This is a genomic window from Alphaproteobacteria bacterium, from assembly GCA_025800285.1.
In the GTDB taxonomy this organism is placed as follows: domain Bacteria; phylum Pseudomonadota; class Alphaproteobacteria; order JAOXRX01; family JAOXRX01; genus JAOXRX01.
The window spans coordinates 66007-81008 of record JAOXRX010000037.1 but is presented as its reverse complement, the minus strand read 5'-3'; the positions used below and the strand labels follow the sequence as shown (position 1 = coordinate 81008).

Annotated in this window: 14 protein-coding genes; 12 read left to right on the top strand and 2 right to left on the bottom strand. The window is 32.1% G+C overall.

Translation table 11 applies throughout. The annotated features are described in order from the left end of the window. Positions 1-111 precede the first annotated feature (111 nt). From OIF36_01300 to OIF36_01260, 9 genes are all read left to right on the top strand, one after another. A complete protein-coding gene (locus OIF36_01300; GenBank protein MCV6599106.1) occupies positions 112-1008 on the top strand; it encodes an RluA family pseudouridine synthase in 897 nt (298 codons plus the stop codon). A gap of 76 nt (positions 1009-1084) precedes the next feature. Next, on the top strand, positions 1085-1828 hold the full coding sequence (gene fabG, locus OIF36_01295) for a 3-oxoacyl-[acyl-carrier-protein] reductase (GenBank protein MCV6599105.1): 744 nt from the start codon (positions 1085-1087) through the stop codon (positions 1826-1828). A gap of 339 nt (positions 1829-2167) precedes the next feature. Next, complete coding sequence (gyrB, locus tag OIF36_01290; GenBank protein MCV6599104.1) at positions 2168-4588, top strand: DNA topoisomerase (ATP-hydrolyzing) subunit B; 2421 nt, start codon at positions 2168-2170, stop codon at positions 4586-4588. A 145-nt stretch (positions 4589-4733) separates the two neighbouring features. After that, the gene (gene lpxC, locus OIF36_01285) at positions 4734-5684 is read left to right on the top strand and encodes a UDP-3-O-acyl-N-acetylglucosamine deacetylase (GenBank protein MCV6599103.1); all 951 of its coding nucleotides are present in this window, start codon (positions 4734-4736) and stop codon (positions 5682-5684) included. Positions 5685-5805: 121 nt separating this feature from the next. After that, positions 5806-6054, top strand: a complete 249-nt coding sequence (locus tag OIF36_01280) for a hypothetical protein (GenBank protein ID MCV6599102.1) — start codon at positions 5806-5808, stop codon at positions 6052-6054. A gap of 1 nt (position 6055) precedes the next feature. Next, positions 6056-6601: a hypothetical protein gene (locus OIF36_01275; GenBank protein ID MCV6599101.1), complete on the top strand. Its 546-nt coding sequence runs from the start codon at positions 6056-6058 to the stop codon at positions 6599-6601. A 15-nt stretch (positions 6602-6616) separates the two neighbouring features. Further along, positions 6617-7225, top strand: coding sequence for a hypothetical protein (locus OIF36_01270; protein MCV6599100.1), 609 nt, complete (start codon positions 6617-6619; stop codon positions 7223-7225). 85 nt (positions 7226-7310) lie between these two features. After that, the gene (locus tag OIF36_01265; protein ID MCV6599099.1) at positions 7311-8252 is read left to right on the top strand and encodes an acetyl-CoA carboxylase carboxyltransferase subunit alpha; all 942 of its coding nucleotides are present in this window, start codon (positions 7311-7313) and stop codon (positions 8250-8252) included. A 79-nt stretch (positions 8253-8331) separates the two neighbouring features. Then, complete coding sequence (locus OIF36_01260) at positions 8332-9507, top strand: cyclic nucleotide-gated ion channel/potassium channel family protein (GenBank protein ID MCV6599098.1); 1176 nt, start codon at positions 8332-8334, stop codon at positions 9505-9507. A gap of 28 nt (positions 9508-9535) precedes the next feature. Here the strand turns inward: OIF36_01260 and ligA are convergent, their stop codons facing one another. Then, positions 9536-11635 (bottom strand): NAD-dependent DNA ligase LigA, encoded by a 2100-nt coding sequence (gene ligA, locus OIF36_01255; protein MCV6599097.1) that lies wholly within the window; start codon positions 11633-11635, stop codon positions 9536-9538. Positions 11636-11730: 95 nt separating this feature from the next. Between ligA and OIF36_01250 the strand changes: the two genes are divergently transcribed. Genes OIF36_01250 through OIF36_01240 form a run of 3 tightly spaced genes read left to right on the top strand, consistent with a single transcriptional unit; the run spans position 11731 to position 13805 of the window. Beyond that, complete coding sequence (locus OIF36_01250; protein ID MCV6599096.1) at positions 11731-12681, top strand: RluA family pseudouridine synthase; 951 nt, start codon at positions 11731-11733, stop codon at positions 12679-12681. A 10-nt stretch (positions 12682-12691) separates the two neighbouring features. Next, positions 12692-12907, top strand: a complete 216-nt coding sequence (xseB, locus tag OIF36_01245; GenBank protein ID MCV6599095.1) for an exodeoxyribonuclease VII small subunit — start codon at positions 12692-12694, stop codon at positions 12905-12907. A 1-nt stretch (position 12908) separates the two neighbouring features. Then, a complete protein-coding gene (locus OIF36_01240; GenBank protein MCV6599094.1) occupies positions 12909-13805 on the top strand; it encodes a polyprenyl synthetase family protein in 897 nt (298 codons plus the stop codon). Between the two features lie 31 nt (positions 13806-13836). On the opposite strand, the gene OIF36_01235 is transcribed toward OIF36_01240, so the two are convergent. Beyond that, a complete protein-coding gene (locus OIF36_01235; protein ID MCV6599093.1) occupies positions 13837-14766 on the bottom strand; it encodes a class I SAM-dependent methyltransferase in 930 nt (309 codons plus the stop codon). Positions 14767-15002 lie beyond the last annotated feature (236 nt).

Genomic DNA, 15002 nt, shown 5'->3' with positions numbered 1-15002 from the left:
ACAGTGAAGTAAGCTATAAAAGCTTGCATTGTTAACATTATAACATTCATAAAGTCCTCCCCCTGAACTTTTTTATTGTAATAACATGTAATTTATTATAAAATCGTTAATATGATAAAAAAGATTGAAAAAGATTACGATAATAGCAGGTTAGATAGGTGGTTATTAAAAAATAAGCTTGTTAATTCTGCAGTAGAGGCTCAAAAGTTTATAAGAACAGGTAAGGTTAAAGTTAATGGGAAAAAAGTTAAAATAAATGCAAGAGTTTGTTTTAATGATGAGGTTTGTTGTCCAGAAGTTGAAGTTATAAAGTCTAAAAAGAAAAAGTATGAGCCAAACGAAAGAGATAGAAAATTATTAATTGAATCTGTTTTGTATAGGGATGATAATGTTATAGTTATTAATAAGCCGGAGGGGCTTGCAGTGCAAGGAGGTTCTGGCTCTTTTAAAAATTTAGATTCTATGCTTGAGGTTTTAAGATTTGGGAATAAAGAAAATCCAAAGCTTGTTCATAGATTAGATAAGAAAACATCTGGAGTTTTAATTCTTGCTAGAAACAATAAAACAGCTCATAAAATGTTAGAAGGCTTTAAACAGAAAACAATTAAAAAGGTTTATGTCGCATGGGGGTGGGGCAGTACCAGCAAAAAAGAAGGGGTTATAAATTATCCTTTAATGAAGAAGTTAGGAAATAATGAAAGAGTAGTTGTTAGTGTAAATGGTAAGGAAGCGGTTACAAGGTATAAGGTTTTAGATAAATATGAGAATAAAGCTACTCTGTTTGAATTATATCCAGAGACAGGAAGAATGCATCAAATTAGGGTTCATTTGCAAAAGATAGGTTGTCCTATAATTGGCGATGGTAAATATGGTGGTAAGAAAGTTTATCTTAAAGAGTTTAAAGATAGAATGTATTTACATGCTAAGAAAATAACTTTTCCAAACCCATCAAATGAAGAGAAAATGATTAGTGTAGAGGCTCCTTTGCCTGACTGCTTCTCAAGATAAAACTTGCTTTTTTAAATAAAAAAGGTTATAAGATTACAAGTTCTAAAGAATATTTAATAACTTAAGGAGAAATATAATGTTCGATTTAACAGGTAAAGTTATGTTACTAACTGGTGCCGCTGGTGGTATTGGAAGAAAAATTGCAGAAACTGCATTTGCTCAAGGAGCAACTTTGGTTTTAACTGATAGAGGTGCTGAAGGTCTTGATGCTTTAAAAGCTTCTCTAGGTGATGACTCAAGAGTATTCACAATCGTAAAAGATTTAGCAACAGAAGATGATGCTAAAGCTCTTATTGAAGAGTCTGTGGAAATTGCTGGGGCTGTTGACATTTTAGTTAACAATGCTGGTATTACAAGAGATGGTTTAGCAATGAGAATGTCAGATGCTGATTGGGATTCAGTTTTAAGTGTTAACTTAAGAATGCCATTCTTCCTGTCAAAAGCTGCTATCAAACCAATGATGAAAAATAGATATGGAAGAATTATCAATATGGCTTCTATTGTTGGTGTTACAGGTAACCCAGGTCAATGTAACTACTCTGCATCAAAAGGTGGATTAATTGCTATGGGTAAATCTCTTTCTGTAGAAGTTGCTACAAGAGGAATTACAGTTAATGCTATCGCACCTGGATTTATTGCAACTCCAATGACAGATAAACTAACTCAAGAGCAAAAAGATGCTCTTACAGTTAACATTCCTATGAAACAATTAGGATCATCTCAAGATATAGCTAATACTGTTATTTTCCTAGCTTCAGAAGAGTCAGGATACATTACAGGTCAAACTATTAATGTTAACGGTGGAATGGCAAGAGTATAAAATAGATTTTAATTCAATTTTAGATAATTGTTAAAGCCTCGATCTTTTGGTCGGGGCTTTATTTATTGTGTTATTATATACAATAAACAATCTTAACTTTTTTTATATAAGCTAATTTAACCTTTCTCAACATAGCTTAAACATCATTTTTATTTATTTATTTTTAATTAAGTCTATGCATAACTCGTTTTTAAACATGTTTTTAGAAGGGGAAGAAAAAAACTCGACAATATCAATGACTTAGCTGAGGGGAAAAGATGGTTTTTTTGCATTTTTCCTTTGCATTCCGAATCGTAAATGTGTTAAAAATAAATAAACTAAAATATAAAAGAGGGAATTATGACAGAAGAAGTTAAAAAAGAAGAATATGGCGCTAAGTCAATTAAAGTTTTAAGAGGTCTTGATGCTGTTAGAAAAAGACCAGGTATGTATATTGGTGATACAGATGATGGTTCTGGTTTGCATCACATGGTTTATGAAGTATCAGATAATGCTATTGATGAAGCTCTTGCAGGTCATTGTGATAGAGTTGATATTATGATTAATGAAGATGGTTCTGTAACTGTTAGAGATAATGGTCGTGGTATTCCTGTTGGTATTCATCCAGAAGAAGGTGTTTCAGCTGCTGAAGTTATTATGACTCAACTTCATGCCGGTGGTAAATTTGACAGTAACTCATATAAAGTGTCTGGTGGTTTGCATGGTGTGGGTGTTTCTGTTGTTAATGCCTTGTCAAAATGGCTAGAATTAAGAATTTGGAGAGATGATAAAGAACATATCGCAAGATTTGAACATGGTGATTGTGTTGATCACTTAAAAGTTGTAGGAGACACTGTAGGTAAAAAAGGAACAGAAATTACTTTTATGCCTAGTGATGAGACTTTCTCAACTATTGAGTTTAATATTAAAACATTAGAAACTAGATATAGAGAGTTATCTTTTTTAAGTTCAGGTGTTAGAATCTTTTTGACTGATAAAAGAGAAGAAGAGCCAAAAGAAATAGAGTTTTATTGTGAAGATGGATTAAGATCTTTTGTTGAATATCTAAACAAGTCTAAAAATCCGATTCACCCTGAACCAGTTTACGGCTGTTCAGAGAAAGATGACATTACAGTTGAGTTTTCATTGCAGTGGACTGATTCTTATCATGAAACTTGTTTATGTTTTACAAATAATATTCCTCAAAAAGATGGAGGAACTCACTTGGCTGGTTTAAGAGCTTCTTTAACAAGAACAATTAATAGTTATATTCAAGAAACAGGACTTGCGAAGAAAGAGAAAGCATCTCTTTCTGGTGATGATATGAGAGAAGGTTTAACATGTGTTCTTTCTGTAAAAGTTCCAGATCCTAAATTCTCATCTCAAACAAAAGATAAGCTTGTTTCATCTGAAGTTCGTCCAGTTGTGGAAAGCCAAGTTGGAGCAGCTCTTAATGAATGGTTCGAAGAGCATCCAGCAGAGGCTAAGAATATTATTATGAAAGCTATAGAGGCTGCAAATGCTAGAGAGGCAGCTAGAAAAGCTAGAGATTTAACAAGAAGAAAAGGTGCTCTGGATATGGCATCTCTTCCTGGTAAACTAGCAGACTGTCAAGAAAAAGACCCAGCTTTATCAGAATTATTCATAGTTGAGGGAGACTCTGCTGGTGGTTCTGCTAAACAAGGTAGAGATAGAAAAACTCAAGCTATTCTTCCTCTAAAAGGTAAGATTCTTAATGTAGAAAGAGCTAGATTTGATAGAATGCTTAGTTCTCAAGAAATAGGAACTCTTGTTACTGCAATGGGGACATCTATAGGGCCAGAAGAATTTAATGTTGATAAACTTAGATATCATAAAATCATTATTATGACGGATGCCGATGTTGATGGTGCTCATATTAGAACTCTTTTATTGACTCTATTTTATAGACACTTTGCAGAGCTTGTTGAGAGAGGGCATATATATATTGCTCAACCTCCTCTGTATAAGGTTAAGAAAGGTCAAAGTGAGCTATACCTTAAAGATGATAGAGAAATGGATCATTATTTAATATCTTCCGCTTCAGAGCATATGGTATTTACAGATGCTAGAGGTGTTCAAATGGCAGATGTCGATTTGCAGGAGGCTGTAAGAGAAGCTAAGTCAGCTAATTCATATATCTCTAGGTTGAAAAAAATAATTGATAATGAGGTTCTAATTGAACAAATGGCAATAAAATATTTGTTTGATATGAAAGTGCTTGACGACCCAGAGCATGCAAAACAACAAGCTCTTAAAGTTGTGGCAAGAATGGATGCTAGAGAAGAGGGCGGAGTTAAGGCTTGGAGTGTTGATGTATTCCCTGATAAGTATGTGTTTACTAAAACAGTAAGAGGAGTATCTTCTTCTTATGTTCTGGATGCAGAAACAATTGAAACACATGATGCTAAAAAGCTAAACGAAATGGCTGAGTTATTAAGAGAAAAATATATTACTCCAGGTAAAATCTTCAATAAAGGTGAAATTTATGGAGAAATTATGGGGCCTATTGATTTATGCACAAAAGTTATAGATTTAGCTAAAAAAGGTATTTCAATTCAAAGATATAAAGGTCTTGGTGAAATGAATCCTGAACAACTTTGGGAAACAACTCTAGATCCAAATGTGAGATCTCTGCTTCAAGTTACAATTGATGATGCAGCTACTGCTGATGAGACTTTCTCTACTTTGATGGGCGATGTGGTTGAACCAAGAAGAGAATTTATACAAAGTAATGCTCTAAATTCAAACATTGATATATAATATATATCTTTAATTTTATTAAAAGCTCTCTCTAATTTATTGATAAGAGGGAGCTTTTTTTATAAAACATTACAAAATGTAACACAAAATTTGTTTACTCCTATTTATAGTCGTGATAAATATGAAGTCAGGAAGGTGAATTTTTATGAATAAAGTTATTGAAATGCCAAGAAAAAATAAAAGCAATATATTGTTTCAACAAACAATACAAGATGAAATACATTGTAATGGTATTGGATTGCATTCAGGTAAAGACATAAATATGACATTTATGCCAGCTGAAGCTAATACAGGGATTGTTTTTGTCAGAACTGACTTAGAAGATGGAAAAAATATAATAAACGCAACATGGGATAATGTTGTTGATACTAAGTTATGTACAGTTGTTGCAAATGAATTTGGAGCAAGTGTTGGTACTGTAGAGCATTTAGTCTCTGCTGTTAGAGGTTGTGGTATAGATAACATCTTAATTGAAATTGATGGTGCAGAAGTTCCTATTATGGATGGTTCTTCAGAACCTTTTGTATTCTTATTTGATTGTGCTGGCATCAAGCAACAAAATGAGAAAAGAAAAGCAATTAAAGTTTTAAAAGAAATTGTTGTTGATGAGGGAAATAAATCTGTGGTTATGACTCCTGCAGAAAAGAGCTCATTTAGTTTTTCAATTGATTTTGATAGTAAAGCTATTGGTAAACAAGATAAAGACATGCATTTAGATGAAACAGCTTTTAAGAAAGAGATTTCTAGAGCAAGAACTTTTGGTATGCTTAAGGATGTTGAAGCTTTAAAATCTATGGGGCTAGCTTTGGGTGGGTCTTTAGAAAATGCTGTTGTGGTAGAAGATGATAAGATTTTAAACGAAAATGGTTTAAGGTATGCAGATGAGTTTGTTCGTCATAAAATTCTAGATTCAATTGGTGATTTGTTCTTGGCTGGAGCTCCTATAATAGGTAAATTCCATGGGATAAAATCAGGACATGACTTAAATAATAAGCTATTAAGAGCTATCTTTGCAGATAAATCAGCATGGGAAATGGTTGATATGACTGTTGAAGATGAAATGAATGCTGCCTTTAATCTAAAAATGGCAATGTAGTCAAAAATATAAATATATTTAATGTATAAAAAACATAGGTTTAACCCTATGTTTTTTGTATTGAAAAAAATGAAATTTTATGATATAATTAATCTTAACTTAATAATAAAAGGTAACTAATATGGAAAAATTTAAAAGAGAAGCAATCAGGGCTATTTTAAAAGCAAAACCAGAAGAAATTGTAGCTTTGGCTCACTCTCTTCCTGTAAAAAATTTAATAAATAATGCTTCTATACTAATTTCTAAATGTCCAAAGGAACAAAAAGAGGGATTGAAAAAGTATATATCTGATGTAAGAAGAAAAGAAGAATCTGTTTCTTTATCTGGTAAGGGTCTGATAAAAACTAAAGCTTTAGACTTAGGGGTTTAAAATGTCTAATAAATATAAGGCTGAGTTCGAAAAAGAATCTTATAAAAAAGCTAAAGCTAGGATTTTAATATCCATGATGGCTTCTGAAAAAAAGGGGTATAAGAATAGTGTTTCTATGCTATATTCAGAAATCATGGGTGAAGAATTCAGATATGATAGACATATATTGAAGCAGGCTCTTAAATCTGCTAACTTAATTGAAATAGTTGATGTTATGTCTCATATGCCGAAAGATTTTGCAGAGAAAATTGAAAATAGAGATTTAATGTTTTTTGCAATAGAGCGAGCTAATGATAAAGGAGTTGATATGGTAGATGTGGCTAAATCTCTTCCTGCAGGTGTTATTGCGGATAAAAGAATTAGGTCTGAAATTGAAGTTAAGGGTTATCAGCAAATAAAAGAAACTGGTGGTTCTCTTGATGATTTTAGAGACTTCATAGAGGATATTAAGTATATTGAATATCAAAAATTACATAATAATAATGTAAAAATAAAAACACTAAGTGGAAAAGTTATACCAAGAGGAAAGTTGTTATCGATAATCTAAGAAAGGTGAAAATAAATGTCAGAGAGAGTTTTAACAATAGCAGAAGTTAAGAAAATGAAAAAAAGAACAGCAGAAAAAAGTAAATTAATAGCTAGAACTATTAAAGAGTATAAAGATAACTTAAAAGATAGAAATATTCTAAGAGAAGACTTAGTTGAAGAGACAATTAACTTAATCACTGTTCATCAAGGATTATTTAGCTCAAGTAGAGTTCCAGAATTATTTAAAGATTTGATACCTGAAGATATTAAAGAGCACAGATGTGTGGTAGAGAAGGGTTTGGAAGTGTGTGACTGTAGAAGAATTCCTTTCCTTTTAGATAGTTTGTCAGATCTCTTTATGTCAAGAGGTGAAAATGAAGATCTAGTTGTTACAGGTATTGAAAAACATGCATCTGGTTATGCTGATAACTTTTATGAAGAAGTTCTTGAAAGAGCTTTACCACTAGAGGTTCTTGAAAGAAGCAGTGTTCAAAATGCTATGAATAGAGGCTTTTTAAAGAAATATGAAGAAGAATACTCATTCTCAGAGAGAGAAAACTCTATTAAATATGATAAAGCTAAAGAAGTTAAGCCTAAGCTTTCTTTTACTTCTGATGCTAAAAGACAGTTAGTTTTAAACTAATTAAATTTTTTTGATATAAAAAACTCTAGCATTTTTTTTATAATTGTGTTAGGGTTTTTCTTGTCGCTAACAAAAAACAGGAAGAATTATGATTTTAGATTTTGAAAAAGATATATCTGAATTAGAGAATAAGATTAAAGAGCTGAAACTTTTATCATGTGAGAATAAAGTAGATATAGGCTCAGAAATTGAAAAATTAAGTGTTAAACTAGAAAAACATTTAAAATCAACTTATGAAAAGTTGACTCCAGAACAAAAGGTTCAGGTTGCTAGACATCCAGATAGACCTCACACAAAAGATTATATAGAATACTTTGTAGAAGATTTTATGCCAATTGCTGGTGATAGACTGTTCTCTGAAGATGAAGCTATTATAAGTGGTATCGGTCGTATTGGTGGGGTTACTTGTATGATACTAGGCCAAGAAAAAGGTTCTGACACAGAAAGCAGAATTAAACATAACTTTGGTATGACTTGCCCTGAGGGTTATAGAAAAGCTCAAAGACTTATGCAACTTGCAGATAGATACAATATACCAGTAATTACTCTAGTTGATACAGCTGGTGCTTATCCAGGGCTTGGAGCTGAAGAAAGAGGACAAGCAGAAGCAATTGCTAAATCAATGGAGGTTTCTTTTGATGTTCAAGTCCCAATTATCTCAGTTGTTATCGGAGAAGGTGGATCTGGTGGTGCTATAGCTATTGCAACAGCAAATAAAGTTATTATGTTAGAAAACTCTGTTTATTCTGTTATCTCTCCAGAAGGTTGTGCTTCAATTCTTTGGAGAAGTGGGAAGTTCACAAAAGATGCTGCAAATGCTCTTAGATTAACAGCAAAAGACTTAAAAGAGTTAGGTATTATTGATGAAATTATTAAAGAGCCTATAGGTGGTGCTCATAGATTTAGAAACCAAATGATGGATGCAGTTAAAGAAACAATTTTAGCATCTCTTAAATCTTATGAGAACATGTCTAGAGAAGAAATTCGTGAAGACAGAAGAAATAAGTTCTTTGAAATGACTAAATAATCTATTTAACAGAAATTAAATATTTGACAAAAAATGAAATCTCTTGTATTTTTAAGAAAAACAAGGGATTTTATTTTTTATGGTAAGACTAAGACAAAAAACATTTGACATACTATCTGATAATAATAGATATAATGATGGGTACAACATATTTAGAGTTTTTATTATATCTCTAATACTGTTTAATGTTTTCTCCCTTTGTTTAGATAGTGTAGAAGCTATAAATCAAGGTTTCTCAATGTGGTTTAAATCAATAGATTTAACAGCAAAAGCTGTTTTCTTTGTTGAGTTTATATTGAGACTTTGGTCTTGTGTGGAAGATAGAAGAGAAGAAAATCGCCATCCAGTTTTTGGTAGATTGAAGTTTATGACACAATTTTTGTCTGTAATAGACTTTTTAGCTTTTATACCTTGGTTCCTATTTCCTATTAATCCAAATACAGCTTTAATTCTAGAGCTTGTTGTGATACTTAAGATTATTAGGTATTCTCCAGCATTGAAAACTCTGGGGGAAGTGCTTTACTATGAGAGAAAACCTGTGTTTGCTGCATTGTTTACAATGCTTATAGTATTTGTTTTCGCTTCAGGTGTTATTTGGGTGCTTGAGAAGGATGTTCAACCAGATACATTCTCTAGCATTCCTGCTTCTATGTGGTGGTCAGTTGCTACTATGACAACAGTTGGTTATGGAGATATTGTGCCTTTAACTCCAGCGGGTAGAATGTTTGGTGGTATAATTGCGGTTATGGGTATTGCTATGTTTACTTTGCCTGCAGGTTTGTTAGCTGCTGGTTTTGCAAGAGAGATAAAAAGAAAAGACTTTATGTTAAACTTTTCCATGGTGTCAAAAGTGCCTTTCTTTAAGGGGCTTGATCCAGAGAGACTTGCTCAGATTACTTCCGTATTGAAGCAAAAACTTGTTCCTGCTAGATTTGTAGTAATTCAAAAAGGAGAAATATCAAATGCTCTTTACTTTATTGCAAAGGGTGAAATGGAAATGGATCTTTCGCATGGTGTTGTAAGTTTAGGAGAAGGAGAATTTTTTGGAGAAGTTAGTGCTCTTGGCGGTGGTGGAATCAGAACTGCTAGTGTAACCTCTGTTACAGAGAGTACTCTGCTTGTTCTTAAGAATGATGATTTGCAAAAATTAGTTGATGGTTGGCCGGAAATCAAAGACAAGTTAAGGCAGGCTATGGCTAATAAGCATTACAACCAGAAAAAACTTTATGAATCTTGGTTGGAAAATGTATCTTAATAAATAGATTTATTATATTATATAAAAATTAGGATTTAATAATTTCAAGCCATTGGTCTTCAGAGATAATCTCTATACCCAATTCTTGAGCTTTTTTAAGCTTAGATCCAGACTCTTCGCCAGCGACCACTAGATTAGTTTTCTTAGAAACACTATTTGAGACTTTAGCTCCCATTTTTTCAGCATTTGCTTTAGCTTCTGCTCTGCTCATTTTAGATAAGCTACCTGTAAATACAATAGTTTTATTAGTTATAGCTGTTTGAGCTGTGTGTATTTCATAGTTTGTTACATTTATTAAAGATACTAGTTTCTCTATTTCTTTGATATTGTGTTTTTCTTTAAAGAAAGCAATTATTTCTTGAGCAACTTTATCACCTATACCATCTATATTTAATAGAGAGTTAAACTCTTCAGATTCTTCAACTGTTGCTTTTTGCATTGACTCTAAAAAGTTTTCTATACTTGTATATCTTTTAGATAGTAGTTTAGCATTTTGCTCTCCTACATATCTTATTCCTAAAGCATAGATAAACTTGTTTAATATAATAGTTCTTTTTTCATTAATGCCATTTATCATGTTGTTATATGATAGCTGTCCCCAACCTTCCCAATTTTGAATTGGAGTATGTAGTTTTGAGTTTTTCTCCTCAATGTTGAATAGGTCTGATGGAGTCTTTATAATGCCTTTTTCGAATAAAAGTTCTATAACTTTGTCTCCCATGCCGTCAATATCAAAAGCATTTTTGCTTGTAAAGTGTTTTATTTTTTCAACTTGTTGAGCCGGACAGGTTAGTCCTCCAACACATCTTCTTATAATATCTTCACCAATTCTTATAGCCTCGCTTCCACAAGAAGGGCATTTTGTAGGGAATTTAAATTCTTTAGAATCTACATCATGTTTTTTCACCTCTGTGATTTGAGGAATAACATCACCAGCTCTTTGAACTATTACAGTATCTCCAACTCTTATATCTTTTCTTATTATTTCATCTTCATTGTGTAGTGTGGCTCTAGAGATAATAACCCCACCGATGTTTACAGGCTCTAATTCTGCAACAGGAGTTAATGCTCCAGTTCTTCCGACTTGAATAGTTATATCTTTTATAACAGTTATGCCTTTTTCTGCTGGGAACTTATGAGCAATTGCCCACCTAGGAGCTCTTCCTACAAAACCAAGTCTATCAATGTAATGCATTTCGTTTACTTTATAAACAGTTCCATCAATGTCATATCCCATGAATGGTCTAGCTTCTTGAACTTTTTGATAATAATATATTAAATCATTTATATCTGAAAAAGTTTGTGCTGGGCCATTTAATTGGAATCCCCATTTAAATAAGTTCTTCCTGAAGCTTTCAATAGTATCTCCTATGCTTTCAGAGTGCTCTCCCCAACCATAAGCACAAAAGTGCAATTTTCTTTTTGCTGTTATTTTACTATCTAATTGTCTTAAAGATCCTGCAGCAGCATTTCTTGGGTTTGCAAATAACTTCTTACCTTCTTTTTCTTGTCTTTCATTTAAAGAAAAGAAGTCTTTTGTTCTCATGTAAACTTCACCTCTAATTTCTAAAACATTAGGTGCATCATCTGGTAAAAATTTAGGTACATCATTAAGAGTCATGATGTTTTTGGTTATGTCTTCACCGAACTCTCCATCTCCTCTTGTTAGAGCTCTAATTAGTTGCCTATTTTCATATCTAAGAGAGCAAGCTAGTCCGTCAACCTTTGTTTCTGCTATTAACTCTGGGTCGTCATTTATTCCTAAGAATCTCTTTACTTTATCTAAAAAATCTCTAACATCTTGCTCGCTGAAGGCATTTCCAAGAGATAACATAGCTTCAGTATGTTTTACTTTTTTAAACTTAGATGAAGCTTTTGAGCCTACCTTTTTGCTAGGAGTATTTTTTAAAATTAACTTAGGAAATCGTTTTTCAATTTTTTCATTTCTTCTTCTTAGAGAGTCATATTCTCCATCAGTTATTTCTGGGCTGTCATCACTGTGATATTTCTCATCGTGATAAGATATTTCTTCAGCTAGAGATTGTAACTCTATAAGTGCATCAGCTTCTACCAGTTTATCTACTGGTATGCTCCTAAACATAGATGCTATCGGTTTCTTTTTAGCCATAATTTCATAATAAACTAAAAAAATATTTTTGCAATCTTTAAAGTATCAAAAAGAAATAATTTGTCTTTTGTAAAAATCTATTGTATAAAAGCTGTATGTTAAAAGTTCAAATATCAGAAGAGTTAAATAAAAAAAGATTGGATTTCTGTTTGGCGAAATCTCTGCCAGAAATATCCAGAAACCAATTAAAGAATTACATAGAGAATGATTATGTAAAAAGTAAAAATTATGAAAAAATATCTCCAGCAACAAAAGTTAAAAAAGGAGATGTGTTTTTCGTTGAAATTCCAGAAGTTAAAGAGGCAATCCCAGAACCACAAGATATACCTATAAACATCGTTTATGAAGATGATGATGTTCTAGTTATCAATAAAGAAGTAGGTATGGTTGTGCATCCTGCTGTTGGTAATTATGATGGGACTCTAGTAAATGCTATACTGTTCCATTGTAAAGATAGCCTTTCTGGCATAGGTGGAGTACAAAGACCGGGAATTGTTCATCGTTTAGATAAAGATACAAGTGGCTTGATGATCGTTGCGAAAAACGATAAAGCACATAAACATTTATCAAAGCAGTTAGAAAAGAGAAAGCTTTCTAGAGTTTATAATGCTATTGTTTGGGGAAATCCATCTCCATCATCAGGAACAATCCTAACTAACATTGGAAGAAGTAAAACGAATCGTAAAAAAATGTCTGTTCTGGGTGAAGATGCTGGTAAAGAGGCAATCACAAATTATAAGACTCTTAAAACATTTGAGAGAAAGCTTTGTTTAGTTGAATGTAAACTTGAAACAGGAAGGACTCATCAAATAAGAGTTCATATGACTCATATAGGTTGTCCTCTTTTAGGAGATCAAGTTTATGGTAGAAGCAAAATCAATAAATATAAATTTACAGATGAACAAAAGGCGATATTGAGATGCTTTGATAGACAAGCTTTGCATGCAAAAGAAATAGCTTTTATTCATCCTAGTACAAAAGAGGAGATGCACTTTATAAGTGAGATTCCAGAAGATATGATGAGTGTGATAGGGGTTTTTAAATAAGGAGAAAGATATGGATACTAATTTTGAAGATGCTTTAAAAGAGCTAGAACTAATTGTTAAATCTATGGAAAGCGGACAAGGTAAACTTGAAGATGCTTTGGCTAATTATGAAAAAGGTGTTAAGCTCGCATCAATCTGTGAAACTAGATTAAAAGAAGCAAAAACAAAACTTGAAAAAATTGCCGTTAGTAGTAACGGAGAAGTATCAAAAGAAGAGGATATGTAACATGAATATCAGCAAAGCTTTATCATCAGAAATAAAAAGAGTAGTTAAAGATATTGAGGCTGAAATGCTGGCTTTAATCCCAAATGGAACGGAAGAAGAGAGTTTCCTATATGAATCCATGAGATATTCTTCTATGGCAAAGGCTAAAAGAATTAGAGCATTTTTAGTAGTAGAAACATCAAAGCTATTTGGAGTTTCTAGAAAAGAGGCTTTAAAAGTGGCTAGTGCAATAGAGTTCGTGCATGCTTATTCTCTTATTCATGATGACCTTCCTTCTATGGACGATGCCGATACTAGAAGAGGACAGCCCGCAAACCATATAAGATATGATGAGGCAACTGCTATACTTACTGGTGATGCTTTAATACCCTTAGCTTATGAGATTATTTCTAATCCAAGCAATATATCGGATGCTGAATTAAGAAGCGAAATTGCTTTAGAACTCTCAAAAACAATTGGAGCAAAGGGGATGGTTGCTGGTCAAATACTAGACTTACTATCTGAAAAAAGATCTTTGTCCTTTGAGACAATGAAAAGAATGGAGTTTCTTAAAACAGGTAAAATGTTTATATTCTCTTGTTTGGCTGGAGCTATATTGGGAAAGGCTTCTAAAGAGGAGCGAAAAGCTTTGTATAATTATGCAACAAAATTTGGCATTGTTTTTCAAATAACGGATGATATATTAGATGTTATTGGTGATGAAAAATTAGTAGGTAAGCCATTACGAAGAGATGAGGCTAATAAGAAAACAACATTTATTTCTATGTATGGGCTGGAAGAAGCACAAATAGCAGTTGATAAATTAACTCAGGAAGCTTGTGATGAGTTAAAGATATTTAACAAAGATGTAAGTTTGTTAATAGAGCTAGCTCAATATCTAGCTGGTAGAACACATTAGTACTTAGATTTTTTTTGTATAAGGTTTTGAATTAACTAATTGAAGGTATATATGAATGTCTTGCATTAGATATTGTCGCCATGTTTTCTATATCCCAAGTTTCATCTAATTGCTGAGGGTTTATTTTTCCAGATTTTATTATAGCTTCACTCATCCAAGTTGAGGCTTTTAGTGCAAATTGAACCTGCATGCCTAAGCTTGTTGCTAATGCTGTAAAATCTTTAGGGCTCCAAGCTGATTTATAATTCATGCTTTGTTTAGTAGATTCCTCTTTTTTAGTTTTTGTATTTCCATTTAAAGAATTTAAAAAAGAGCATGTAAGCATTGATGGTTTAGGTGATTTTGCTATTTCTTGTAAAATAAGCTTAACTTTATCATGTTCTAAATATGGAAACAATCCTTTAGCCATAACTAAAGTTGGTTTATCTTTTAAAAAGTTTTGTATTTTAGAAATATCATTCTCCAATGATAAGTTCAAAGGAACTTCTTTAGAGTTATAGAATAGCTCAGGTCTTTTCTCTTGCAATAACCATTTTCTTTGACTTAAAATTTCCTCGCTATCAATATTTATAGTTTCTAAATTGTTATTATAAGCATATAAATCCGGTATAAAATCAAGACCAGCCCTTAAATTTACTATAGATAAGTCTGAGCCATAAATGCTGTGCATTTGAGAGAATTGTTCACGAAATATTCTATTTCTTTCTGCATACTGATATGCTAATCCATGAGAAAAAGTATCTAGAATTTTTATAGCAAATCCTGGTGTTTTAGTTCCTAAAAGGGATACACCTCTATGTAAAATGCTAGCACTTTTAACTCTTTCTAAAGAGTCTTTTAATAAATTCATTTCTGCTTCGGGAATAAAGCCTTTATGTTTCTTTCCTACTGCAAAAACCCCAGCTAATAAAACAGTTGTTAAAGTAGTATCTATTTTTTTGTTTTCGCTCATCTTTAACATATTTTTTATCTCCTTAATTTTGTTTAATTATAAAACAATCTTTGTTCTGTGCACTGTTAATATATCATAAAATTAGCATGTTTGCAACTTTTTTAATATTGTGAGAAAGTTAATTATAATAATATGCTAAAATTATATTTTGTATGCAGTCTTTAATAGTAATCAGAATTAATTTGATAATGCTTTTCTCTGCGAATTTTAAATAGATTTAAACCTACTTTCTTTTTAATCTCTAA

What these genes read in the sequence shown, in the direction of transcription:
- OIF36_01300 (MCV6599106.1), top strand. Translation starts at nt 112, where the DNA reads ATGATAAAAAAGATTGAAAAAGATTACGATAATAGCAGGTTAGATAGG.
- fabG (MCV6599105.1), top strand. Translation starts at nt 1,085, where the DNA reads ATGTTCGATTTAACAGGTAAAGTTATGTTACTAACTGGTGCCGCTGGT.
- gyrB (MCV6599104.1), top strand. Translation starts at nt 2,168, where the DNA reads ATGACAGAAGAAGTTAAAAAAGAAGAATATGGCGCTAAGTCAATTAAA.
- lpxC (MCV6599103.1), top strand. Translation starts at nt 4,734, where the DNA reads ATGAATAAAGTTATTGAAATGCCAAGAAAAAATAAAAGCAATATATTG.
- OIF36_01280 (MCV6599102.1), top strand. Translation starts at nt 5,806, where the DNA reads ATGGAAAAATTTAAAAGAGAAGCAATCAGGGCTATTTTAAAAGCAAAA.
- OIF36_01275 (MCV6599101.1), top strand. Translation starts at nt 6,056, where the DNA reads ATGTCTAATAAATATAAGGCTGAGTTCGAAAAAGAATCTTATAAAAAA.
- OIF36_01270 (MCV6599100.1), top strand. Translation starts at nt 6,617, where the DNA reads ATGTCAGAGAGAGTTTTAACAATAGCAGAAGTTAAGAAAATGAAAAAA.
- OIF36_01260 (MCV6599098.1), top strand. Translation starts at nt 8,332, where the DNA reads ATGGTAAGACTAAGACAAAAAACATTTGACATACTATCTGATAATAAT.
- ligA (MCV6599097.1), bottom strand. Translation starts at nt 11,635, where the DNA reads ATGGCTAAAAAGAAACCGATAGCATCTATGTTTAGGAGCATACCAGTA.
- OIF36_01250 (MCV6599096.1), top strand. Translation starts at nt 11,731, where the DNA reads ATGTTAAAAGTTCAAATATCAGAAGAGTTAAATAAAAAAAGATTGGAT.
- xseB (MCV6599095.1), top strand. Translation starts at nt 12,692, where the DNA reads ATGGATACTAATTTTGAAGATGCTTTAAAAGAGCTAGAACTAATTGTT.
- OIF36_01240 (MCV6599094.1), top strand. Translation starts at nt 12,909, where the DNA reads ATGAATATCAGCAAAGCTTTATCATCAGAAATAAAAAGAGTAGTTAAA.
- OIF36_01235 (MCV6599093.1), bottom strand. Translation starts at nt 14,766, where the DNA reads ATGTTAAAGATGAGCGAAAACAAAAAAATAGATACTACTTTAACAACT.